This is a genomic window from Streptomyces sp. NPDC002476, from assembly GCF_042889785.1.
Lineage (GTDB): Bacteria > Actinomycetota > Actinomycetes > Streptomycetales > Streptomycetaceae > Streptomyces.
This window is the reverse complement of the sequence record NZ_JBIARH010000004.1, coordinates 154,828-177,031: the sequence shown is the minus strand read 5'-3', so window position 1 is coordinate 177,031 and position 22,204 is coordinate 154,828. Positions and strand designations below refer to the sequence as shown.

Annotated in this window: 18 protein-coding genes, 1 tRNA gene and 1 pseudogene; 7 read left to right on the top strand and 13 right to left on the bottom strand. The window is 69.0% G+C overall.

From position 1 onward, the window contains the following. Positions 1–161: 161 nt before the first annotated feature. Positions 162–1,385: an acyl-CoA dehydrogenase family protein gene (locus ACFYXM_RS06575; protein WP_389287447.1), complete on the top strand. Its 1,224-nt coding sequence runs from the start codon at positions 162–164 to the stop codon at positions 1,383–1,385. Positions 1,386–1,664: 279 nt separating this feature from the next. On the opposite strand, the gene ACFYXM_RS06570 is transcribed toward ACFYXM_RS06575, so the two are convergent. From ACFYXM_RS06570 to ACFYXM_RS06540, 7 genes and pseudogenes are all read right to left on the bottom strand, one after another. Further along, the gene (locus tag ACFYXM_RS06570) at positions 1,665–2,009 is read right to left on the bottom strand and encodes a rhodanese-like domain-containing protein (protein WP_389287445.1); all 345 of its coding nucleotides are present in this window, start codon (positions 2,007–2,009) and stop codon (positions 1,665–1,667) included. A 46-nt stretch (positions 2,010–2,055) separates the two neighbouring features. Continuing rightward, positions 2,056–3,033: a hypothetical protein gene (locus tag ACFYXM_RS06565; protein ID WP_389287443.1), complete on the bottom strand. Its 978-nt coding sequence runs from the start codon at positions 3,031–3,033 to the stop codon at positions 2,056–2,058. Positions 3,034–3,101: 68 nt separating this feature from the next. Next, positions 3,102–4,541 (bottom strand): DUF2252 domain-containing protein, encoded by a 1,440-nt coding sequence (locus ACFYXM_RS06560; RefSeq protein ID WP_389287709.1) that lies wholly within the window; start codon positions 4,539–4,541, stop codon positions 3,102–3,104. 326 nt (positions 4,542–4,867) lie between these two features. After that, positions 4,868–5,435: pseudogene (locus ACFYXM_RS06555) on the bottom strand (hypothetical protein); the annotation flags it as partial. Between the two features lie 434 nt (positions 5,436–5,869). Further along, positions 5,870–6,529, bottom strand: coding sequence for a response regulator (locus ACFYXM_RS06550; RefSeq protein ID WP_389287441.1), 660 nt, complete (start codon positions 6,527–6,529; stop codon positions 5,870–5,872). Positions 6,530–6,557: 28 nt separating this feature from the next. After that, the gene (locus ACFYXM_RS06545) at positions 6,558–8,183 is read right to left on the bottom strand and encodes a sensor histidine kinase (protein WP_389287707.1); all 1,626 of its coding nucleotides are present in this window, start codon (positions 8,181–8,183) and stop codon (positions 6,558–6,560) included. 544 nt (positions 8,184–8,727) lie between these two features. Further along, positions 8,728–8,810, bottom strand: a tRNA-Leu gene (locus ACFYXM_RS06540). Positions 8,811–9,124: 314 nt separating this feature from the next. On the opposite strand from ACFYXM_RS06540, the gene ACFYXM_RS06535 reads away from it, so the two are divergent. From ACFYXM_RS06535 to pknB, 6 genes are all read left to right on the top strand, one after another. After that, the gene (locus ACFYXM_RS06535; RefSeq protein WP_389287439.1) at positions 9,125–10,012 is read left to right on the top strand and encodes an FhaA domain-containing protein; all 888 of its coding nucleotides are present in this window, start codon (positions 9,125–9,127) and stop codon (positions 10,010–10,012) included. 10 nt (positions 10,013–10,022) lie between these two features. Next, positions 10,023–10,538: an FHA domain-containing protein gene (locus ACFYXM_RS06530; protein WP_351517553.1), complete on the top strand. Its 516-nt coding sequence runs from the start codon at positions 10,023–10,025 to the stop codon at positions 10,536–10,538. Positions 10,539–10,667: 129 nt separating this feature from the next. Next, the gene (locus tag ACFYXM_RS06525) at positions 10,668–12,176 is read left to right on the top strand and encodes a Stp1/IreP family PP2C-type Ser/Thr phosphatase (protein ID WP_389287436.1); all 1,509 of its coding nucleotides are present in this window, start codon (positions 10,668–10,670) and stop codon (positions 12,174–12,176) included. Positions 12,177–12,198: 22 nt separating this feature from the next. Continuing rightward, a complete protein-coding gene (locus ACFYXM_RS06520) occupies positions 12,199–13,599 on the top strand; it encodes an FtsW/RodA/SpoVE family cell cycle protein (RefSeq protein ID WP_389287434.1) in 1,401 nt (466 codons plus the stop codon). Continuing rightward, complete coding sequence (locus tag ACFYXM_RS06515; protein WP_389287432.1) at positions 13,596–15,050, top strand: penicillin-binding transpeptidase domain-containing protein; 1,455 nt, start codon at positions 13,596–13,598, stop codon at positions 15,048–15,050. The genes ACFYXM_RS06520 and ACFYXM_RS06515 overlap by 4 nt, the downstream gene beginning before the upstream one ends. Positions 15,051–15,217: 167 nt before the next feature. Next, on the top strand, positions 15,218–17,200 hold the full coding sequence (gene pknB / locus ACFYXM_RS06510; protein ID WP_389287430.1) for a Stk1 family PASTA domain-containing Ser/Thr kinase: 1,983 nt from the start codon (positions 15,218–15,220) through the stop codon (positions 17,198–17,200). Between the two features lie 153 nt (positions 17,201–17,353). Here the strand turns inward: pknB and ACFYXM_RS06505 are convergent, their stop codons facing one another. The 6 genes from ACFYXM_RS06505 to ACFYXM_RS06480 are packed head-to-tail and all read right to left on the bottom strand — an operon-like array spanning position 17,354 to position 22,141. Further along, entirely contained in the window at positions 17,354–18,082 is a 729-nt protein-coding gene (locus ACFYXM_RS06505) for a class E sortase (protein WP_389287428.1), read from the bottom strand. A gap of 27 nt (positions 18,083–18,109) precedes the next feature. Beyond that, entirely contained in the window at positions 18,110–19,750 is a 1,641-nt protein-coding gene (locus tag ACFYXM_RS06500; RefSeq protein WP_389287426.1) for a class E sortase, read from the bottom strand. Next, positions 19,747–20,385 (bottom strand): aminodeoxychorismate/anthranilate synthase component II, encoded by a 639-nt coding sequence (locus ACFYXM_RS06495; RefSeq protein ID WP_389287424.1) that lies wholly within the window; start codon positions 20,383–20,385, stop codon positions 19,747–19,749. Before ACFYXM_RS06495 ends, ACFYXM_RS06500 begins: the two co-directional genes overlap by 4 nt. Further along, positions 20,382–20,564 (bottom strand): hypothetical protein, encoded by a 183-nt coding sequence (locus tag ACFYXM_RS06490; RefSeq protein WP_073790732.1) that lies wholly within the window; start codon positions 20,562–20,564, stop codon positions 20,382–20,384. The genes ACFYXM_RS06495 and ACFYXM_RS06490 overlap by 4 nt, the downstream gene beginning before the upstream one ends. 57 nt (positions 20,565–20,621) lie before the next feature. Then, positions 20,622–21,347 carry a class E sortase gene (locus tag ACFYXM_RS06485; protein WP_389287421.1) on the bottom strand — a complete coding sequence of 242 codons (726 nt, stop codon included), beginning with the start codon at positions 21,345–21,347 and terminating at the stop codon, positions 20,622–20,624. Positions 21,348–21,373: 26 nt separating this feature from the next. Next, entirely contained in the window at positions 21,374–22,141 is a 768-nt protein-coding gene (locus ACFYXM_RS06480) for a DUF881 domain-containing protein (RefSeq protein WP_389287419.1), read from the bottom strand. Between the last annotated feature and the right edge of the window lie 63 nt (positions 22,142–22,204).

The following is a 22,204-nucleotide window of genomic DNA, read 5'->3' as shown; positions in this document are numbered from 1 at the left end:
CCCGCACCGCCCACCCCGCGCCGCCTCACCTCACTCCGCCATCCCGCCGTCCGCCGCGCGCACTCGCATGGTCTCCTGGTTCCCTTCTCGTAGAACTTGTTCTATCTTGACGGACCGTCAGACATGGGATCGGGAGCGGCGGTTCGCGGGAGGCAGGGACGATGGACTTCACCTTCACCGAGGAACAGCGAGCGGCCGCGGAGGCGGCGAAAGCGGTCTTCTCGGGTGTCACACCCGACGGCGTTCCCAGCCCCGCTCGCGTGCCGGGCGCCGTGGCCGACGACATCGACCGGAGTCTGTGGGCCCGGCTCGCCGCGAGCGACCTGCTGAGTCTGCCCCTGACACCGGAACACGGCGGGGCGGGTCTCGACCTCGTCGCCCTCTGCCTGGTGCTGCGGGAATCCGCCAGGGTGCTCGCTCGGGTACCGCTGCTGGAGACGTACGCCGTCGCGATGGCGCTCCAGCGCTACGGCGACCCGGCGTCGGCCGCCGGCCTTCTGCCCCGGGTCGGCCGAGGGGAACTGGTCCTGACCGTCGGGGCCAACGGCCGCTCCGGCCACGACCCGGCGGAACTCGCCGTCACCGCTCGGGCCGTCCCTCGCGATGTCGCGGGACGAGGCGCCGGTGACACCCCGGGCGGTGCTCCCGACGGTGATCGCCGTGATGCGTCCGGCCACAGGGGGGACGACACCGTTCGGGTGCTGGACGGGGTGCAGACGGGAGTGCCGTGGGCGGCGTCCGCGGACCGGATCGCGGTGCCCGCCCGTACGGAGGAGGGCCGGACGGTCATCGCCTTGGTCCGCCCCTCGCAGGAAGGCGTCACCCTGGCCGAGCAGTTCTCCACCAGCGGTGAACCGTTCGCCGAGATCCGGCTGGACGCGGTACGTGTCGGTGGCGAGGCGCTGATCGACACCGCCGGGGCCTGGGAATGGCTGCGCGCCCTGCTCACCACCGAGACGTGCGCGCTCGCGCTGGGGCTGGGCGAGGCCGTGCTCGGCATGACGAGCGAATACGCGGGCAGGCGCGAGCAGTTCGGTCATCCGATCGCGACCTTCCAGTCCGTCGCCGTGCAGGCCGCGGACCGTTACATCGACCTTCGAGCCATGGAGGTCACGCTCTGGCAGGCGGCCTGGCGCCTGTCCACCGGGGCCGACGGCGCCCTGCCGGTCGAGGGCGACATCGCCGTGGCGAAGATCTGGGCCTCGGAGGGAGTCCGCCGGGTCGTGCAAACGGCACAGCATGTGCACGGCGGCTTCGGTACGGACACCGACTACTCCCTGCACCGCTTCCATGCCTGGGCGAAGCAGGTGGAGCTCTCCCTCGGTCCGGCTGCCGCACACGAGGAAGCACTCGGCGACCTGCTGGCCGCGCACCTGCTCGGCTGACCCGACCAGCGCCTCACCCGGCGCGGAGGCGCCGAGAAAGGCACCGACGCCGCACCGAACGACATCGGCGCCCGTGCCGTACCAGGAATCGAACCACAGCGGGCCCGAACCGCACGAGGCCCGCACGGCGACGGGACCGAACCGCTCCGGAGGCCCAGGCGTCCTGGTGATCCTGGGAACCGGCCCCGGAAGGGCTGTGCACACCCCTCTGCCCCGGAAACGGAGGCCGGGGCTCCCTCGGAACGCCTCAGGGCCGCCTCAGGGCACCTCAGGACCGCTTCAGAGCACGACGGCCGCGTTGCCATTGTCGGTGACCATGGGGCGCCCGGCACCGTCCCAGGCGAGCATGCCGCCGTCCACGTTCACGGCATCGATGCCCTGTCCCACCAGGTACTGGGTCACCTGGGCGGACCGACCGCCGACCCGGCACATCACATGCACCCGCCGACCGTCCTCGACGGCCTCGGTCAGCTCACCGAAACGCTCCACGAAGTCACTCATCGGAATGTGCAGGGCAGCTTCGACGTGCCCGGCCGCCCATTCGTCGTCCTCCCGGACGTCCAGCACGAAGCCGTCCGACGGGACCGCCGCGGCATCCACCGAGGGCAGCGGGGCGAAATTCATGGGGTGTGCCTTCTCTCGTGCGTACGCTCCTGAGTCACCAGGAACGCTACTGCACCAGTCCCGCCAGCTCCTCCTCGCGCCGGGCCACCTCGGCCAGCAGCTGGTCGGCGATCTCGTCGAGCAACCGGTCCGGGTCGTCGGGCGCCATCCGCAGCATGGCGCCGATCGCGCTCTCCTCGAGCTCCCGCGCCAGAACCGTCAGGAGTTCCTTGCGCTGGGTCAGCCAGTTCAGCCGGGCGTAGAGCTCCTCGCTCTCGCTCAGCTCCACCTCCGGCACCACCGGACCCGCCGCCCACTCCTGCGCCAGCTCCTCCAACAACGCCTCGTCACCGCGTCCGTAAGCGGCGTTGACCCGGGTGATGAACTCCTCCCGGCGCGCCCGCTCCCTCTCGTCCTGCGCCAGGTCCGGGTGGGCCTTGCGTGCCAGCTCGCGGTAGCGCTTGCGCGCCTCGTCGCTCGGCCGGACCCGCTTCGGCGGCCGTACCGGCTGCTCGGTCAGCATCGCCGCCGCCTCGGGGGACAGCCCGTCGGAGTCGATCCAGTCGTGGAACAGCTCGTCGACACCCGGCATCGGCATCACGGCCGCCCGGGCCTCACGCGCCTTGCGCAGATCCTCGGGGTCCCCCGTTCTGGCGGCCCGGGCCTCCGCGATCCGCGCGTCGAGCTCGTCGAGGCTCGCGTACATCGGGCCGAGCTTCTGGTGGTGCAACCGGGAGAAGTTCTCAACCTCCACCCGGAAGGTCTCCACCGCGATCTCGAACTCGATCAGAGCCTGCTCCGCCACCCGCACGGCCCTGGCCAGCCGCGCCTCGGGCCGCGCCTCCTCGGCCTTCCCGTCCGTGGCTCCACCGCTCCCGGCGGCGGTATCGGTCCCCGGACCACCACCGGCCGACCGACCGTCCTGCTCGGGCTGCCCGGACCGCTCGGCCGGCTCGGGCCGCGCATGCGGCTCGTACTGCTGGTCGTTGTCCTGCCGGTCATCGTCGTTCCGGGTGGTCGGCACCCCGGCGGCTTCGTGCGTCACCCGTCCAGCGTATGGCCACGACCACCGTCCCGAGGACGCATGGTGGCGGAGCGCCCCCCTGCACGCACCTACACGCCCGGCTCGGCGGCTATCCGCCCCGCCGCTATGGCCCGCAGCAACTCCGCGTGGTCCGCCTCCGTACGGTTCGCGTACGTCACAGCGAACGCCGCCACCGCCTCGTCCAGTTCGTCGTTCTTGCCGCAGTACCCGGCGATCAGTCTCGGGTCGGCGCTGTGCGCATGTGCACGCGCCAGCAATGCCCCGGTCATCCGGCCGTAGTCGTCCACCTGGTCGGCTGCCAGGGCCGCCGGGTCCACACTGCCCTTGCGGTTCCTGAACTGCCGCACCTGGTACGGACGTCCGTCCACGGTCGCCCAACCCAGCAGGATGTCGCTCACGACCTGCATCCGCCTCTGCCCGAGCACCACCCGGCGCCCCTCGTGCGCCGCCTCCGGAACGTCGAACCCGACGGCCGGCAGATACGGCGCGAGCGCGGAGAGCCGCGCCTCCTTCACCTGGAGCACCAGGGGTTCGCCCCGGTGGTCGAGCAGAAGCACCACGTACGACCGGGTGCCGACGCTCCCCGTGCCGACCACCCGGAACGCCACGTCGTGTATCGCGTACCTGCCGAGGAGGGGCACCATGTCCTCGGAGATCGTGCCCAGATAGTCACCGAGCCCCGCCGCCACCGCCGCGGCCTCCTCGTCCGGCACCCGCCGCAGCACGGGAGGGGCGTCGACGAAGCGGCGCCCCCCGTCACCGGAGTCCTCGGTGGACCTGGCGGCGAAACGGGCACTGGTGTTGCTGCGGGCCTTCTCCGAGACGCGTTCCAGTGTGCCGAGCAGATCCCGCGCGTCCGTGTGCGAGACCAGTTCCTCGTCCGCGATGGCGTTCCAGGCGTCGAGCGCGGGCAGCCCGGCCAGCAACCGCATGGTCCGCCGGTACGCACCCACCGTGTCGTACGCGCCCCGACGGCAGGTGTCCTCGTCCGCACCGGCCTCCCTCCCGGCCAGCACCAGGGAGGTGGCGAGGCGCTTGAGGTCCCATTCCCAGGGACCGAACACGGTCTCGTCGAAATCGTTCAGGTCGATGACGAGGCTGCCGCGCGCATCCCCGTACAACCCGAAATTGGCCGCGTGGGCATCGCCGCAGAGCTGGGCGCCCACCCGGCTGACCGGCGTGCCCACCAGGTCATGCGCCATCAGCCCGGCCGAGCCGCGCAGAAAGGCGAACGGCGTGGCCGCCATCCGTCCGACCCGTATCGGCGCGAGGGCGGGCACCCTGCCCAGGCTCGACCGCTCGACCGCCTGCACGGCATCGGGCCGCCCGGGCGGAAGGACCAAGGAGGAATGCGAGGCCCTGGGCACCCGCTCCCGCAGCGCCTTGCCCGCCGCCTTGAGCGACCGCGGCGCCTTGCCGGAACCCTTGGCCGCCACATACCCCCGCGGTGCGAATCCGGGCACGACCGGGATGCGCTGCTCCCCTGTCGCAGCCCACTGCTCCGGCATCGACGCCCGGTCCGCCACCGCGGCCCGATCAGGCGCCGTCCCCCGCCCCGGCTCCGTCCTTCGCTCCAGAGCTGTCACTTCGATTTCACGCATGGCGCGCAGCCTCCCCCGACTCTGTCCTGCGCACCGGCCCGGTGCCTTGTCGCAGATCAACCGCGACGACGCTACCGCTGTCGGCCGAAATCCGTCTCCCCCTGTGGACAACCCTGTGGAAACCACCTGTCGGCCTGTGGACTCTCCAGCACTCCGGGTCGGACGCGACGCAGTCGGACATGGCTCGGTCGGCCCCGACCCGGTCGGGGCCGACCCGGTCGGGCTCGGCCCGGTCAGACGTCGACGGCTTCCTTCAGTTCCTCCTCCAGCCGCTCGCCCTCGTTCGCCCCGGCCGTGGCGCCGGTCCTGACATGCCGCCCCCGCCCACGCGCCCTTCGGCCTCGACGAATCCGGCGACGGTGCCGACGAATACGGCGACGGTGCCGGCCGGAGCCGTTCCCGCCGGGGCCGTCCCCGAGGCTGCCTTCCGGCGCCCGGACTCGGCCAGACCGGTCGGCCACATCATCACCAGGCCCACGGCGAACCAGAGCGCGAACACCAGGACATGCCGTCCGAGCGCGTGCCCGCCGAGGTACACGTGGCTCCGTACGCCCTCGACGAAGCCCGCCTCGTTCCAGAAGGAGTGCGGCGAGCCGAAGAACCGGGCTGCATCTCGAGCCGGAAGATGCCGCCGGCGCTGGTGAGGTTGAGCATCACGAAGAGCACCATCGCGCCGGGCGTCGTCCACCGCTCGAGGAAGGTGTGCATCCCCACGCCGATCAGCAGGATGCCCGCGGAGTAGAGCCAGGCCGTCGCCCACAGTCCGCCGAGCCCCTGATCCACCAGGCCGAACAGCGGACCCCACGGAGGCCGGAACCCGCACACTCGCCTCGACGCAGGCCAGCCGACGCGCCGCCTACCAGGACCGCCTCGCGGGCTGGACGGAGGACGATCCCGCGAAGTTCGCGGAGTACCTGCTGCGCTACAACTCCGCGAACTGCGCGAACGCCGCCACACCGGTCGAACCGCGGTAGCCGCTGCCATCCCGGTCGACCTGCGGCGACAACGCAGGACGCATCGGGATCCACAGTTCCGGGACTCGGTTCCGGGACTCGTACGTGTGAGACCACCCCAACCGCGAGAACACCCCCAATGGGGTGTTTCACGTGAAACACGACCCTGGGGCTCGACCGAGTTCACCATGGATCGGACGGGTTCGCCGCCACCACCACGTATCGCGCCGGACGGCCCGTCCACGGCCCGGCGTCCCTCACTCGCAGCCCCGCGTTCCCCGCCTACAGCCCGGCGTCCCTCGCCAGCAACGCGGCCTGCACCCGGTTCTCGCATCCCAGCTTCGCCAGGATCCGACTCACATACGTCTTCACGGTCGCCTCACTCATATGCAGGCGTCGGCCCGCGTCCGCGTTGGACAGCCCCTCCCCGAGCAGTCCGAGGACCTCGCGCTCCCGCCCGGTGAGGGCCGCGACCCTCTGGCGCGCCTCTTCGCCCCGGACCGCAGCCCGTCCCAGAGTGAGCTGATCCACCACGTGCCGGGTGGCGCCGGGGGAGAGATACGCGTCCCCGGCCGCCGCCGCCCGCACGGCCTGGATCAGTTCGGCCGGGGCGGTGTCCTTGAGCAGGAAGCCAGCGCCCCCCTGTTCCAGCGCCCGCAGGACGTTCTCCCGCTCCCCGAACGTCGTGAGCACGATCACCCGTGCCGCCGGAGCCGCCGTTCGCAGTTCTGCCAACGCCGTAAGCCCATCCATCACCGGCATCTGAATGTCGAGCAGCACCACATCCGCGCCATGGGCACGGACCAGCTCGATGGCCTCCCGCCCGTTCGCCGCCTCGGCGACAACCTCGATGGAACGGTCCGAGGTGAGGATCATTCGTATCCCGGCACGAATGAGAGGCTCGTCGTCAGCGATGACAACCCTGATCAGCTGACCCATCACTCACACCCCCGCGCTCGTCCCAGGCGCCTCATCTACTGGCGACCTCATAGGACTTCTTCTCGATCAGCTTGCCGTCCCGGAAGCAGAACCGGAACACCGGCTCGGTGTCGAAACTGTCGCCGATCTCGGAAGACATCAGGACCAGACACCTCGCCCCGGCGGGCTTCTCTGGCCCCTCATCGTCGATTCCGTCCGTCATGAATGTATCCCCGGCAGGCAGTTTCTCCCGAACTTCGTCCTCCGCAGTGCCGATCTCAATCGACCGGTACTGACTCGGATCGATCATCCCCTTGTTCGCCTCCACCACCAAGAAGTACAGACCGAAGCCACAGGCCAGTACCAACAGCACCAGGGCTCCCGCTCCTATCCCGCAGCCCAGCGCGACCCCGCTGCCCGTACCTCTTCTGCCACCGCTCATCGCCAACTCCCGCTCGGAAACCGTCCAGTCCATGACCGGACCACCATTTCCCCGCAGAACCATCCGGGACTGCTGCCGAAAGTCGTCCTCCGCATCAACCATCGGCGCACCCGCCAACCCGCCGCCCGCGCCCTCGGCGCCGTACGGAAGAACCCCGGCCACCCGGAAGCCGCCGTCCTGGGTCTGGCCGGTGTGCACCATGCCGCCGACCAGCCGGGCCCGCTCATGCAGACCGGGCAGCCCCTGCCCGCCACTGACGACTTCACCCGCGGGCCGCGCATGCCCCTGTGGACCATTGACGATCTCGACGACGAAAGAATCCGGCTCGTAGCGCAACTCGACCGCGATCTCCGCACCCGGCGCATGCTTGTACGCATTCGTCAGCGCTTCCTGGACGATGCGGTACGCCGCATGGTCCGAGGCCGCGGCAAGTGCCCGGATCCTCCCTGTGCGACGAAGCTCCACAGCGCTCCCGGCAGCCCGCGCCGCCGCCGTGAGCTCCTCGATGCCTGCGGTCCCCCGTGCCGTCGACTGCCCGCCTTCGCCGCCCTGCACCGGTCCCTCGACACCGTCCCGCAGAATGCCGACGACCTCACGCAGCTCATGCATCGCGTGCACCGAGGCATCTCGCAGCACCCCGACCACTTCCCGCTGCCGTGCCGTCAGCTCACGGTCGACCTCCAGCGCCCCCGTATGGACAGAGATGAGCGCCAGCCGGTGACCGAGGCTGTCGTGCATGTCCTGGGCGATCCGCTGGCGCTCCATGAGCCGTGCCTGTCCCACGATCATGGCCCGTTCTCGGATGAGCTGCGCGTTACGCTCCTGCAAGGCGTGCAGCAGGGTCCGGCGCTGCGTCCAGTACCGGCTGGCGAGACCAGGCACGAGCGTCGTCGCCAGGAAGTAGAGGGTGGTGAACAGCACCTGGGTCAGCGGCCACGTCCCCGACCAGCTCACCGCCACGGTCAGCCCCGCATAGAGCGCGTACGAGGCGGTGAAGGCGCCCAGGGCCAGCCCGGCCCCCGCGATCCTGCGCCCGGAACTCCACGCCACGACCATCAGCAGCAGCGCGAAGCCACCGGACAGACCAGCCAGGGCAGACGTCACCACCAGCACCGTCACGGGCAGTCGGCGCCTCATCAGAGACAGCACCACGACCGCGGCCGACACCGCCCACAGGCGCAGGTTCCCGCTGCGCAGCAGTTCTTCCGTACCGGCCGCGAGCAGTCCCAGCACCATAGCCAGCACCGCTTCGCCGGCCGTCCTGCGCCGGGACCACAGCTCGGGCGCGGCCCACCATCGCCACCCGGCCCGGAGCTTCGATATCGCGTACACGCTCCGCACCCTAGACAGTCCTGTATGTGTATGACGCCCAACTTTCGTCGCACCCGCCCACGACGAAAGTCGTCACCCGACGAACGAACCCCCACAAGCCTCATGGACGCATGCATCCCCAAGAACCGCTATAACCCCAAGAACCACATGTAGCCCCATGTACACAGAAGCCACCAGAAAGCCCCGTAAAGCCAGAAATCTCCGCAAGGCACCGAAACATTCAGAAAGCGACGAAGAGCACGGCGAACGCCGTGGACGCCACAGGCTCCGTGAGCCCAGCTAGCCCTGTGAACCCTGCGAACCCGCGGAACCGGGCAAACAAAGCGAACGCCATGAAGCACAGGAAGGCCCCGGAAGAACCAAAACCAGCGGAAGCGCCGAAAAAGTCACGGAAACCCGGGAACGAAGAAGCCCCACAGATCGTTTGACCCGTGGGGCTTCTCCCTTGTGCGCGAGGGGGGATTTGAACCCCCACGTCCCTAAGGACACTGGCACCTGAAGCCAGCGCGTCTGCCGTTCCGCCACTCGCGCATGAGTGGTGTTTCCGGGCTCTCCCACCGTTTGGTGCGATCGCCTGGCGACATCCGGAAGATTAGCACGCTGGACAGGGTGGATTCACATCCGTTGTTTCACCGAAGGCATGGCGGGAGAGGGAACGCCGAGCGGCCGCCCCCACTCCTCCCCAGTACCCCCCTTGTGCGGGACACTGGCAGGAGGCCGCCTCTACGATCCGTGTGAGAGGTGACACTCATCCACAGGGCAGACAAGGGGAACCAGCCGATTTCCCGACGCGTGGATACGATCAGTAAGCAGTACCGGGCCGACCACAACGGAGGAGGTGCCCCATGGGAGTCATGAAGCGTTTCGAGCAGCGTCTCGAGGGTCTGGTCAACGGCACCTTCGCCAAGGTCTTCAAGTCCGAGGTCCAGCCGGTGGAGATCGCGGGAGCCCTCCAGCGCGAGTGCGACAACAACGCGACGATCTGGAACCGCGAGCGGACCGTCGTGCCCAACGACTTCATCGTCGAACTCAGCACGCCCGACTACGAGCGACTCAGCCCGTACTCGGGCCAGTTGGGCGACGAACTCTCCGGGCTGGTCCGCGACTACGCCAAGCAGCAGCGGTACACCTTCATGGGCCCCATCAAGGTCCACCTGGAGAAGGCCGACGATCTCGACACCGGCCTGTACCGGGTGCGCAGCCGCACCCTGGCGTCGAGTTCCTCACAGCACCAGGACTTGGGCCGGCAGGGAGCGTCGAACCACCAGGGACAGCCCGGCCAGTCCCCCTACCCGGCCCAGGGGCGGCCCCCGCAGCCCACCGGTGGCTACGGCTACCCGCCCAGCTCCGCCCCGCCCATGCCCACGGCCCCGCCGCCGGGCACCGGCAGGCCGGGAGCGCCCGGCGCCGACCGGCACCCGCCGTCCGGTCCCAGCCCCCTGCCGAACGCGCAGGTGCGGCGCTGGATCGAGATCAACGGCACTCGCCACCAGATCTCCCGCCCGACGCTGGTGCTGGGGCGCAGCACCGACGCCGACGTGCGGATCGACGACCCCGGCGTATCGCGCCGGCACTGTGAGATCCGGACTGGGACGCCCTCGACGATCCAGGATCTCGGGTCCACCAATGGCATCGTGGTGGACGGGCAGCACACCACCCGCGCTACGCTCCGCGACGGCTCGCGGATCGTCGTGGGCAGCACCACCATCGTTTACCGGCAAGCCGAAGGGTGAAGCGGGGGCAATGTCAGAGCTGACCCTGACGGTCATGCGGCTAGGTTTCCTGGCCGTTCTGTGGCTGTTCGTGATCGTGGCCGTCCAGGTCATCCGCAGCGACCTGTTCGGAACGCGCGTCACGCAGCGCGGCTCACGCCGCACCACGAACGACGCACGACCGCAACAGGCACGCCAGAATGCCGCGGCCCCGCCGCAGCAGCGCCAGCAGTCCGGTCGGCAGCGCCGGGGAGCGCCCACAAAGCTGGTCGTCTCCGAGGGATCGCTCACCGGCACCACGGTCGCGCTCCAGGGGCAGACCATCACGCTGGGACGGGCCCACGATTCGACGATCGTGCTGGACGACGACTACGCGTCCAGCAGGCATGCCAGGATCTACCCCGACCGTGACGGTCAGTGGATCGTCGAGGACCTCGGGTCCACCAACGGCACGTACCTCGACCGGACCCGGCTCACCACCCCGACGCCTGTTCCGCTGGGCGCGCCGATCCGTATCGGCAAGACCGTCATCGAGCTGCGGAAGTAGTACGACAATGAGCGAGCGGAGCGAGCGAGCCGCGGCGGCCCGAGCAACGGACCCGGCCCGGCTCCCGACCGGAGGGTGGGCAGTGTGGCTCGAGACCGGCGGTACCCCGAGCCGACGGGCGAGGTGCGCATGAGTCTTTCCCTGCGCTTCGCCGCCGGATCGCACAAGGGCATGATCCGGGAGGGCAACGAGGACTCCGGCTACGCCGGTCCGCGCCTCCTCGCCATTGCCGATGGCATGGGCGGACAGGCGGCCGGCGAGGTCGCCAGCTCCGAGGTGATCTCCACGCTCGTCCAGCTCGACGACGACGTCCCGGGCTCGGACATCCTCACTTCGCTCGGCTCGGCCGTTCAGCGGGCCAACGACCAGCTGCGCATGATGGTCGAGGAGGACCCCCAGCTGGAGGGCATGGGCACCACGCTCACCGCCCTGCTCTGGACCGGGCAGCGCCTCGGTCTCGTCCATGTCGGCGACTCCCGCGCGTACCTGCTGCGCGACGGCGTGCTCACCCAGATCACCCAGGACCACACCTGGGTGCAGCGGCTGGTCGACGAGGGCCGGATCACCGAGGAGGAGGCCACCACCCACCCGCAGCGTGCTCTCCTGATGCGGGCACTGGGCAGTGGCGACCACGTCGAGCCCGATCTGTCGATCCGCGAGGTCCGGGTCGGCGACCGTTATCTGATCTGTTCCGACGGGCTCTCGGGCGTCGTCTCCCACCAGACGATGGAGGAGACTCTCGCCAGTTACCAGGGCCCCCAGGAGACCATCCAGGAGCTGATCCAGCTCGCTCTGCGCGGCGGCGGCCCGGACAACATCACCTGCATCGTCGCCGATGTTGTCGACGTCGACAACAACGACACCCTGTCCGGGCGGCTCAACGACACCCCGGTCGTGGTCGGCGCTGTCGCCGAGAACCAGGCGGCGCAGATGGCCGCCGCCGAGAGCACGGCCGCCATGCAGACCCCCGCCGGACGGGCGGCCGGCCTGGGCCGCCCCGTACCGCCTCCCGCGGGCGGGTTCGGCCCGCCCGGGAGCGGTGACGCCGCCGGGTACGGAGAAATGCCCGAGGGCTCCTTCGACGCGTACACGGACGAAGACTTCGTGAAGCCGGGCGGCGGCCGGAAGTGGTTCAAGAGGTCGCTCTGCACCGTCCTGGCGCTGGCCGTCATCGGCGGTGGCGTCTACAGCGGATACCGCTGGACCCAGAACCAGTTCTACGTCGGCGCGAACAACGAGCACGTCGCGCTGTTCCGGGGCATCAGCCAGGACCTGGCGTGGGTCTCGCTCTCGAAGGTCGAGAAGGACCACCCGGAGATCGAACTCAAGTACCTCCCGGCCTACCAGCGCAAGCAGGTGGAGGCGACCATCGCCGAGAGCGACCTCGCCTCGGCCCGCGAGAAGATCGGCGAACTCGCCGTCCAGGCATCCGCCTGCAAGAAGGACGCCCAGCGACGCGCGGCCGAGAAGGCTCGCTCCGACGAGGGCCAAGCCGCCGGTACGGACTCGGACGCCGTCAAGCCGCCCGCCACACCGAGCCGCACCGCCAAGACCAAGTCGACCGCAGCGACCCCCACTCCTGGTCCCAGCCTCTCGGCGGAAGAGAAAAAGCTGGTCCCGCAGTGCGGTAAGCAGTAAGCCGTAGGGGGCCTTCAGCACCATGAGCGTTGTCACCAATACGACCACGATCGGCGCGATCGACGCACCGAGCCGCCGCAACACCGAGTTGGCGTTGCTTGTCTTCGCCGTCTTCATCTCGGTTTTCGCCTACGCGAACGTGGGCCTCGCTCTCAACGGCGAACTGCCCTCCGGCATGCTCGGATACGGCCTCGGGCTCGCCCTGCTCGCAGGCATCGCGCATCTCGCCGTGCGCAGATTCGCTCGCTACGCGGACCCGCTTCTCCTACCGCTGGCCACGCTGCTCAACGGTCTGGGCCTTGCGCTCATCTGGCGCCTGGACCAGTCGGAGAGATTCCAGGCGCTGAAGACCTTCGCACCCGCCGCGTCCAAACAGCTGATGTTCTCGGCGGTCGGGGTCGGGCTGCTCGTGGTCGTACTGCTGACCCTCAAGGACCACCGCATCCTGCAGCGCTACACCTACATCTCCATGGTCGTAGCGCTGTTCCTGCTGATCCTTCCGATGTTCTTCCCAGCGGTGAACGGTGCCAAGATCTGGATCCGGATCCCAGGTATCGGCACCCTTCAGCCCGGCGAGTTCGCCAAGATCATCATCACGGTCTTCTTCGCGGGCTATCTGATGGTCAAGCGCGATGCCCTGGCCCTGGCCAGCCGTCGCTTCATGGGGCTGTACCTTCCGCGAGGCCGTGACCTCGGCCCCATCCTCATGGTCTGGGCCTTCTCGATCCTGATTCTGGTCTTCGAGACCGACCTCGGTTCTTCCCTGCTGTTCTTCGGCATGTTCGTCGTCATGCTGTACGTGGCCACGGAACGCACCAGCTGGATCGTCTTCGGTCTGCTGATGTCCGCTGTGGGCGCCGTCGGCGTCGCCTCGTTCGAGCCACACGTCCAGCAGCGCGTCACCGCCTGGCTCGACCCCTTCGCGGGCTGGGGCAAGGAAGCCGCGAGCGAGCAGATGGCCAAGTCCCTCATGGCCTTCGGTTCCGGCGGAACTCTCGGCACCGGACTCGGCCAGGGCAACTCTGACCTGATCGGCTTCGCCGCCAACTCCGACTTCATCCTTGCGACCGTCGGCGAAGAGCTTGGCCTTGCCGGAATGATGGCCATCCTCTTGATCTACGGCCTCATCGTGGAGCGTGGCATTCGCACCGCTCTCGCCGCACGCGACCCCTTCGGCAAACTTCTCGCGATCGGTCTCTCCAGCTCCTTCGCCATTCAGGTCTTCGTCGTCGCCGGTGGTGTCATGGGCCTCATCCCGCTGACCGGCATGACCATGCCGTTCCTCGCGGCAGGTGGTTCGTCCGTGATCGCCAACTGGGCCCTGGTCGGCATCCTGCTCCGTATCAGCGACACCGCACGGCGCCCCGCGCCGGCCCCAGCTCCGTCACCCGACGCCGAAATGACCCAGGTGGTCCGACCGTGAACAAGCCACTTCGCAGGATCGCTATTTTTTGCGGGGTGCTAGTCCTCGCTCTCCTGGTCCGTGTCAACTGGCTCCAGTACGTGCGTGCCGACGAACTGAATGGGCATGAGCACAACCGCCGTGTTCAGATCGAGCGTTACTCGCACGAGCGCGGCAACATCATCGTCGACGGCAACCCCGTCACCGGATCCGTCGAGACCTCAGGCAGCGACTTCAAGTACAAGCGGGTTTGGAAGAACGGCCCCATGTGGGCTCCTGTGACCGGTTACTCCTCACAGGCCTTCGATGCCTCGCAGCTCGAGAACCTTGAAGACGGCATTCTGACCGGCAACAGCGACCAGCTCTTCTTCGACCGCACGCTGTCCCTCTTCACGGGCGGTCAGAAGAAGGGCGGCAACATCGTCACCACTCTCAATGGTGCTGCACAGAAGGCAGCATTCGAGAAGCTCGGCAACAAGAAGGGCGCCGTGGTCGCACTCGACCCGAGGACAGGCGCGATCCTGACCTTGGTCAGTACGCCTTCGTACGACCCCTCGGTGTTCGCGGGCAACTCCCTCGAGGACGAGAAGGCCCGTAAGGTCCTCCTGGAGGACAAGAACAAGCCGATGCTCAACCGGGCATTGCGCGAGACCTACCCGCCGGGCTCGACCTTCAAGGTCGTCACCGCCGCCGCAGCCCTGGAGAACGGGCTGTACACCGACATCGACGCGAAGACGAACTCCCCGCTGCCCTGGCGACTGCCCCTTTCGACCAACAACCTGAACAACGAGGGCAACATCCCGTGCGAGAACGCCTCGCTCCGGGAGGCGCTGCGGTGGTCCTGCAACACCGTCTTCGGCAAGATCAGCGACGACCTCGGCAACCAGAAGATGATCGACCAGGCTGACAAGTTCGGCTTCAACAAGGAGATCTTCACTCCGGTACGGTCCGACGCCAGCATTTACCCCAAGGACAACCGGCCGCAGAACGCCATGGCCGGCATCGGCCAGGCGTCCAACCGCTCCACCCCGCTCCAGATGGCCATGGTCGCCGCCGCGGTCGCCAACGACGGCAAGCTGATGCAGCCGTACATGGTCGCCGAGCGTCAGGCGCCCAACCTCGACGTCATCTACACCCACAAGAAGGAACAGCTCAGCCAGGCCCTCTCCGCCGAGAACGCCCAGAAGCTCCAGCGGATGATGGAGACCGTCGTCCAGGACGGCACCGGTAAGAACGCCCAGATCCCCGGCGTCACCGTCGGCGGCAAGACCGGTACGGCCCAGCACGGCCTCAACAACAGCGAGAAGCCGTACGCCTGGTTCATCTCGTACGCCAAGACCGACAACGGCTCCCCGGTCGCCGTGGCCGTGGTCGTCGAGGACGGCGAGGCGAACCGCGGCGACATCTCCGGTGGTGGTCTGGCCGCCCCGATCGCCAAGGCAGTGATGCAAGCGGTCATCGACAAGAAGTGATGACCGTCACACCAAGTGCCATACCTGCATCTTCGGATACCGGTCAGGTATCAGGTCCGGGCTCCGGGCCGATCGGGTAGTGCGCGGCCGGTAGCGTAGGCGCGAGCAGCACACCGCCGGACCGCGCACCGGTGCGGTCGGGACTGACGGAGAGGGCTGGAACAGTTATGGAAGAGCCGCGTCGCCTCGGCGGCCGGTACGAGCTGGGCTCGGTGCTCGGCCGTGGTGGCATGGCCGAGGTCTACCTCGCACACGACACCCGGCTCGGCCGCACCGTAGCTGTGAAGACGCTCCGGGCCGACCTGGCCCGCGACCCGTCCTTCCAGGCCCGGTTCCGCCGTGAGGCCCAGTCCGCCGCCTCGCTCAACCACCCGGCGATCGTCGCGGTCTACGACACCGGCGAGGACTACGTCGACGGGGTCTCCATCCCGTACATCGTGATGGAGTACGTCGACGGATCGACGCTCAGGGAGCTCCTGCACTCCGGCCGCAAGCTGCTGCCCGAGCGCACCCTGGAGATGACCGTCGGCATCCTCCAGGCGCTGGAGTACTCGCACCGCGCGGGCATCGTCCACCGTGACATCAAGCCGGCGAACGTCATGCTGACGCGCACCGGCCAGGTCAAGGTCATGGACTTCGGCATCGCCCGCGCCATGGGCGACTCCGGCATGACGATGACCCAGACCTCGGCCGTCATCGGCACCGCCCAGTACCTCTCGCCGGAGCAGGCCAAGGGCGAGCAGGTCGACGCGCGTTCCGACCTGTACTCGACCGGCTGCCTGCTCTATGAGCTGCTGACCGTCCGGCCGCCGTTCATCGGGGACTCCCCCGTAGCGGTCGCCTACCAGCACGTACGGGAAGAGCCTCAGCCACCCAGCAACTTCGACCCCGAGATCACGCCCGCCATGGACGCGATCGTGCTGAAGGCCCTGGTCAAGGACCCCGACTACCGCTACCAGTCGGCCGACGAGATGCGCGCCGACATCGAGGCGTGCCTCGACGGCCAGCCGGTCGCCGCCGCGGCGGCGATGGGCGCGCCCGGCTACGGCGGCTACGACGGCGGGTACGGCGACCAGCCCACCACGGCGCTGCACTCCGCCGACCAGAACGGCGCGGGCGCCACCTCCATGCTGCCCCCGGTCAACCCGGACGACGGCGGGTACGGCTACGACGACCGCCCGGACCGCCGCCGCCAGAAGAAGAGCAACACCTCGACGATCCTGCTCGTCGTCGCCGGTGTCCTGGTCCTGATCGGCGCGATCCTGATCGGCAAGTCGCTCTCCGGCGGCAACGACAGCAACCAGATCAGTGTGCCGAACCTGGTCGGCCTGACCGTGGACGAGGCCCAGACACGCGCGGAGAGATCCGACCTCGTCCTCAAGGTCGGTTCGCACGAGCCCTGCGAGGACCAGCCCAAGGACAAGATCTGCAGCCAGACCCCGGCCGCCGGCGACAAGATGGCCGAGAAGGACACCGTCACGGTCGTCGTCTCCGCCGGTCCGCCGAAGGTCGAGGTCCCGGACGTCACGGAGAAGTCCGAGGCCAGCGCCCGTAAGTACCTTGAGGAGAAGGGCTTCACGGTCAACGTCACCGCGGTCGAGTCCGAGAGCGACCCGGGCACGGTCATCAAGCAGGACCCCAAGGGCGGAACGAAGGCCGAGAAGAACTCCGAGGTCACGATCACGGTCGCCAAGCAGGCCACTCAGCAGCTTCCGCCGGTGACCGACCGGAGCTACGACGACGCGGTGGCACAGCTCACTGTCCTGGGCTTCAAGAACGTGTCCAGGACCGACGTCGATTCGGAGAAGCCCGCGGGCACGGTCATCAGCCAGAACCCGCCGGGGAACTCGGCGCAGCCGCTGGACGCCCAGATCGTCCTGACGGTCTCGAAGGGCCCGAAGCAGCCGGAACAGACCACGGTTCCCGACATCCAGGGCAAGACCCTCGGAGAGGTGAAGAACCTGCTCGCCGGGGCGGGACTCCGGCTCGGTCAGGTACAGGGCCCGAACGACGACAACGCCCGGGTCGTCACCTCCCAGCCCGGCCAGGGACAGCAGGTCGACAAGGACAGCGAGGTCGGCGTGATGACCATTCCCGGCGGAGGGGACGGCAACTCCTTCGGCGGCCCGAACGGTCATCGGAAACACTGACCGCCGGCCCCGGCCTCAAAAGGGCCCCGGTCACCCGACAACGGGTGACCGGGGCCCTTTGCCATCGCCGTCAGGACCGCGTTCGCGCCGTCACGAACGTGCCCGCGCCGTTCATGGGGGCGTGCAACGGGGCGGCACCGTGCCCGGCGGGCGTCAGCGCAGCTCCGCCGGTTTCGTGCGGTCCTTGTCGACCTTCTCCGTGCGCACCAGCTCGCCCCACACGATGTAGCGGTAATTGGACGTGTAGACCGGTGTGCAGGTCGTCAGCGTGATGTAGCGGCCGGGCTTCTTCGCGCCCGATCCCTTCGGCACCGGCAGCAGCACGTCGACGTCGTACTTCGACGTCTCGGGAAGCTCCTTGAACACCTTGTAGACGTACCAGGTGTCCCTGGTCTCGAAGACGACCGCGTCGCCCGTCCGCACCTTGTCGATGTTGTGGAACTTGGCACCGTGCCCGTCGCGGTGCGCCGCCAGGGTGAAGTTGCCCTTCTTGTCCCAGGGCAGGGCCGACTTCACCGGGTCCGTGTAGTAGCCCGCGATGCCGTCGTTGAGGTTCTCGGTGTCGGTGCCCTTCTTGACGAGCACCTCGCCGTTCCTCATCGACGGAACGTGCAGGAAGCCGATGCCGTCCTTGGTGTCCAGCGCGCCCGGCCCGTCCGCCCAGCGGTCGCGGACGGTGTCGCCCTGCTGCGTCGCCTCACGGTCGGCGAGCACATTGGTCCACCAGAGGGAGTACGCCACGAAGAGGCCCAGGACCAGGCCCGCCGTGATCAGGAGTTCACCGAAGACGCTGATCGCGGTCGCGACGGGATGGCGGCCCGCACGCCGCGGCGGTGGCGCGGACTCGCCGGTCAGCTCTTCGTGCTCGGTCCTCGTTGTCACCGCACCCGTCCCTGTGGTGATGATGTGTCAGTCGAGAAGCGCGTCGGGCTTCCCCTTGCTGCGCGGTCGTTCGTCGACCATCTTGCCCCAGACGATCAAACGGTACGTACTCGTGAATTCCGGCGTACATGTCGTCATCGTGATGTATCGGCCGGGTTTGGTGAATCCCGACTCCGGCGGCACCGGGCCGATGACCGAGATGTTGGACGGCGAGGTCTGCGGCAGCAGCTTCGTCATCTCGTACGTGTAGTACGTGTCCTGCGTCTCGACCACGATCGGGTCGCCGGGGCCCAGCTGATTGATGTAGCGGAAGGGCTCGCCGTGCGTATTGCGGTGGCCCGCGATCGAGAAGTTGCCCTGCTTGTCCGACGGCATAGCGGTGCGCAGCGTGCCCTCGGCGTAGTGGCCGACCATGCCCCGGTCGAGGACCTCCTCCTTGCTGATGCCCTCGGCGATCGGAGCGACCACGTCCAGCTTGGGGATGTGGAGGATGGCGAAGCCCTGTCCCGCCTCGAAGGCGCCGGGAGCGCGGTCGCTCTTCGCCCAGTTGTCCTGGATCTTGTGCGTTTCCTTGCCGGCGTACTGATCGGCGCGCACGTTCGTCCACCACAGCTGGTACGTGACGAACAGCAGCATCAGAACGCCGAGCGTGATGAACAGTTCACCGACGACCCGGCTGGCGACGACGGCCGGGCTCTCCTTGGCCGCACGCGCCGCACGCCGCGCCTCGACCCGCGACATCGGCCTGTCGGGCGCCGGCCTGTCGGGCGTCGGCGGGGCGGGATGCGCGGGCCCCTGCCGCGGTTCGGCACGTCTGCGGCCCCGTCCCTTCGCGGCTCGTCGGCGCTCGGCACGGCCCCCGGTACGCGGTTCCTCCGGCTCCAGGTCCGACACCGGTGCCAACACCGATGTCGTCTCCGATGCCGAGTCCGGACCCGGACCCGGACCCGGAACGGGAACGGGAACAGGGTCGGGAACGGGGAAGGAAAGCGGAGGCATCTGCCGGGTCGATGCCAGTGGATCGTCGGCGTCCCCGGGCTTCGCGGCCCGTGCCCCGGCCGCCTCGTCGTCCGCGACGGCGGAGGCCACGGACGAGGGGGAGGAGGACCGCAGGGGGACCGGCCGCGCCTCGGGCGCCGGTGCGGGGTTCCGCGGCCCGCACCAGTCCCGTTCGAAGCCCTCGGGGTCGTACCACTCCGGCGGGGTCTCCTGAGAAACACGTGTCATCCGTGGCGGCCGCGGTGACTCTGCCGACGGTGATGACTGTGACGGCGTTGATGACTCCGGCAACTGTGATGGCAGTGACGTCTGTGCCTGCTCCGGGGCCGGGACGTACGTCCGCGCCCGTGCCTGGGCGTCCGGAGCCCGGTGCTGCCCTCGTCCACGCCCCTGCTCGTGCCCCGGGCCCGGTCCGTCCGGCGACACGGCCTCTGCGGGCGCCCCGGCCTCCGCGCGGAACCATGGCGACGGGTGCTGTCCCGGAACCGGCCCCGGCAGCGGGTCGTTCAGCGGATCGGCCAGCCGGCCGACCGCCGCTTCGAAGGCACCCGTCTCCTCGAAGCCCGCCGCCTCGAACGCGCTCGCCGTCTCGGAGGCACCCGCCTCGTACGCTCCCCGCTCGTACGGGCCGTCCCGTCCGGCGTCGGGTTCGGGGCGGAGCTCGGTCACGCTACGGCCTTGCCCACCACCGGCGCGAGCCCCGCCGATCTCGCGACGGCTCCCGTGTCGCCGCACTGCACCAGCCAGTTGGCGAGCATCAGGTGTCCGTGCTCGGTGAGCACCGACTCCGGATGGAACTGCACGCCCTCCACCGGCAGTTCACGGTGGCGCAGCCCCATGATGATGCCGTCGGCCGTGCGGGCCGTCACCTCCAGCTCCGGCGGAATCGTGTCCGGTTCGGCGGCGAGCGAGTGGTAGCGGGTCGCGGTGAAGGGGGAGGGAAGGCCCGCGAAGACCCCCGTGCCGTCGTGGACGACCGGCGAGGTCTTGCCGTGCAGCAGCTCCGGGGCGCGATCCACCACACCGCCGTACGCCACCGCCATCGACTGCATCCCCAGGCAGACCCCGAAGACCGGGACGCCCGTCGCCGCGCAGTGGTGGACCATCTCCACGCAGACACCCGCCTGCTCGGGGGTGCCGGGTCCGGGGGAGAGCAGGACCCCGTCGAAGCCGTCCTGGGCGTGCGCCGTGGTCACCTCGTCGTTCCGGAGCACTTCGCAGTCGGCGCCGAGCTGGTAGAGGTACTGGACGAGGTTGAAGACGAAGCTGTCGTAGTTGTCCACGACGAGAATGCGGGCACTCATCGTCCGGCCCCCGATCCGCCCTCGCCGTCGACCGTCACGTCGCCGAACGGCAGCAGTGGCTCCGCCCACGGAAAGACGTACTGGAAAAGCGCGTAGACGACGGCCAGCACCAGCACGAGCGAGATGAGCGCACGCACCCACACGTTGCCCGGCAGGTGCCGCCAGATCCAGCCGTACATGCAGTCCCCTCCATTCGGTACGGGAACCAGACTAAAGGGCCGGGGCTCGCGTGTGGGTCAGCTGTGGAAAGCCGCCGGTCTGCCGTCGGTCACGGGCCGGGTCGCGTCGAGGTGCGCCCAGGCGATCAGCCGGTGGCTGCTCCCCCACTCGGGGTCGCAGGTGGTCAGCGTCAGATAGCGGCCCGGCCCGTCGAAGCCGGACTTGCGGGGTACCGGGTCGATGACCCCGATGTCGCCCGGCACCGTCCGGTAGGGCTTCCTGTCGACGCGGTACGTGAACCACGTCGTCCCGTCCGTCAGCAGCACCGCGTCCCCGGGGCGGAGCTTCGGGAAGTCCTTGAACGGGTCCCCGTAGGTGCGGCGGTGCCCGGCCAGCGCGAAATTGCCCCGTTCGCCGAGGCGGGCGGTCCCGGAGTAGTGGCCGATCCCCTTCTGCAGGGTTCGGGTCCCGGTGTTCTCCAGTACGGGCCACTCCCACCCCTTGCCGAAGCGGGGTATGTAGAGCATCGCGAACGGCTTGCCGTCCCGGTACGCCGCGGGGGCGGGCTCCGGCACCGCCGTCGGGGACGAGGAGGGCGCGGGTGACGCGGAAGGCACCGGGGACGCCGAGGCGGGTGCCGCCCCGTGGGCCCACTGGTCGCGCAGGGTGCCGATCTGGTCCTCGGCCGCGCCCGCGGCCCGTACCCCGGTCCAGAACAGCACGTACACCACGAAGAGCACGATCAAAGCACCGACGGTGATGCAGAGTTCGCTGAACGTCCGCACGATCAGTCGCACCGACACCGCGTCGGCCTCCTCACAGCAGCTCGCTACTTCGCCGGCTCCGCCTGGTGGAGGTCCACTGTGCCCGAGTAGCCGGGAAGAGTCACCGCCTGGTGCTCGTCGACTTTCCAGCCGAGCCCGTACGCCTTCACGTACAGCAGGTAGTTGTTGATCGCCGGGGAGTCGTCGAGCGCCTGCTTGAGGGCGGCCGGGTCGCCCACCGCGGTGATCTTGTACGGCGGGGAGTAGACGCGGCCCTGGAGGATCAGGGTGTTGCCGACGCAGCGCACCGCGCTGGTGGAGATGAGCCGCTGGTCCATGACCTGGATGCCCTGGGCGCCGCCCTGCCAGAGCGCGTTGACGACCGCCTGGAGGTCCTGCTGGTGGATGACCAGGTCGTTGGGCTGGGGATCGGGGTAGCCGGGGTTCGCTGTGGCGTCGGGCGGGGCGTCGTCGAGGGTGACGGACACCGCGTGGCCGGAGAGCTTCGTCGTGCCCGCGGCCCGCTCCAGCTCCTTGAGTCGCGCGTTCTCCTCCTCGGTGGCGCCGTCGTCGCGCCGGACGAGGGCGTCGATGTCCTCGCGCACGGACGCGTTGGTCTCGTCCAGCTGGGCGTTCTTGCCGCTGCGCTGCTGGATGAGGTCGGAGAGCTTCAGCAGGGAGGCGTCGGTGCGGATGTTGGTGCCCTTGGCCGTGTTGGCACTGGTGACGAAGATCAGTCCGGCGAGGGCGAAAACCGCAGCGGTGAGCACCCGGGCCGGGTGCCGGAAGGCGCGGCGCTCCGGCCCTCGGGGGGAGTCGGCGGGATTGCTCAACGTACCCTTATCTCCTTCAGAGCCACGGAAGGACTACGCTAACGGACGCCCGGGGGAGGCAGC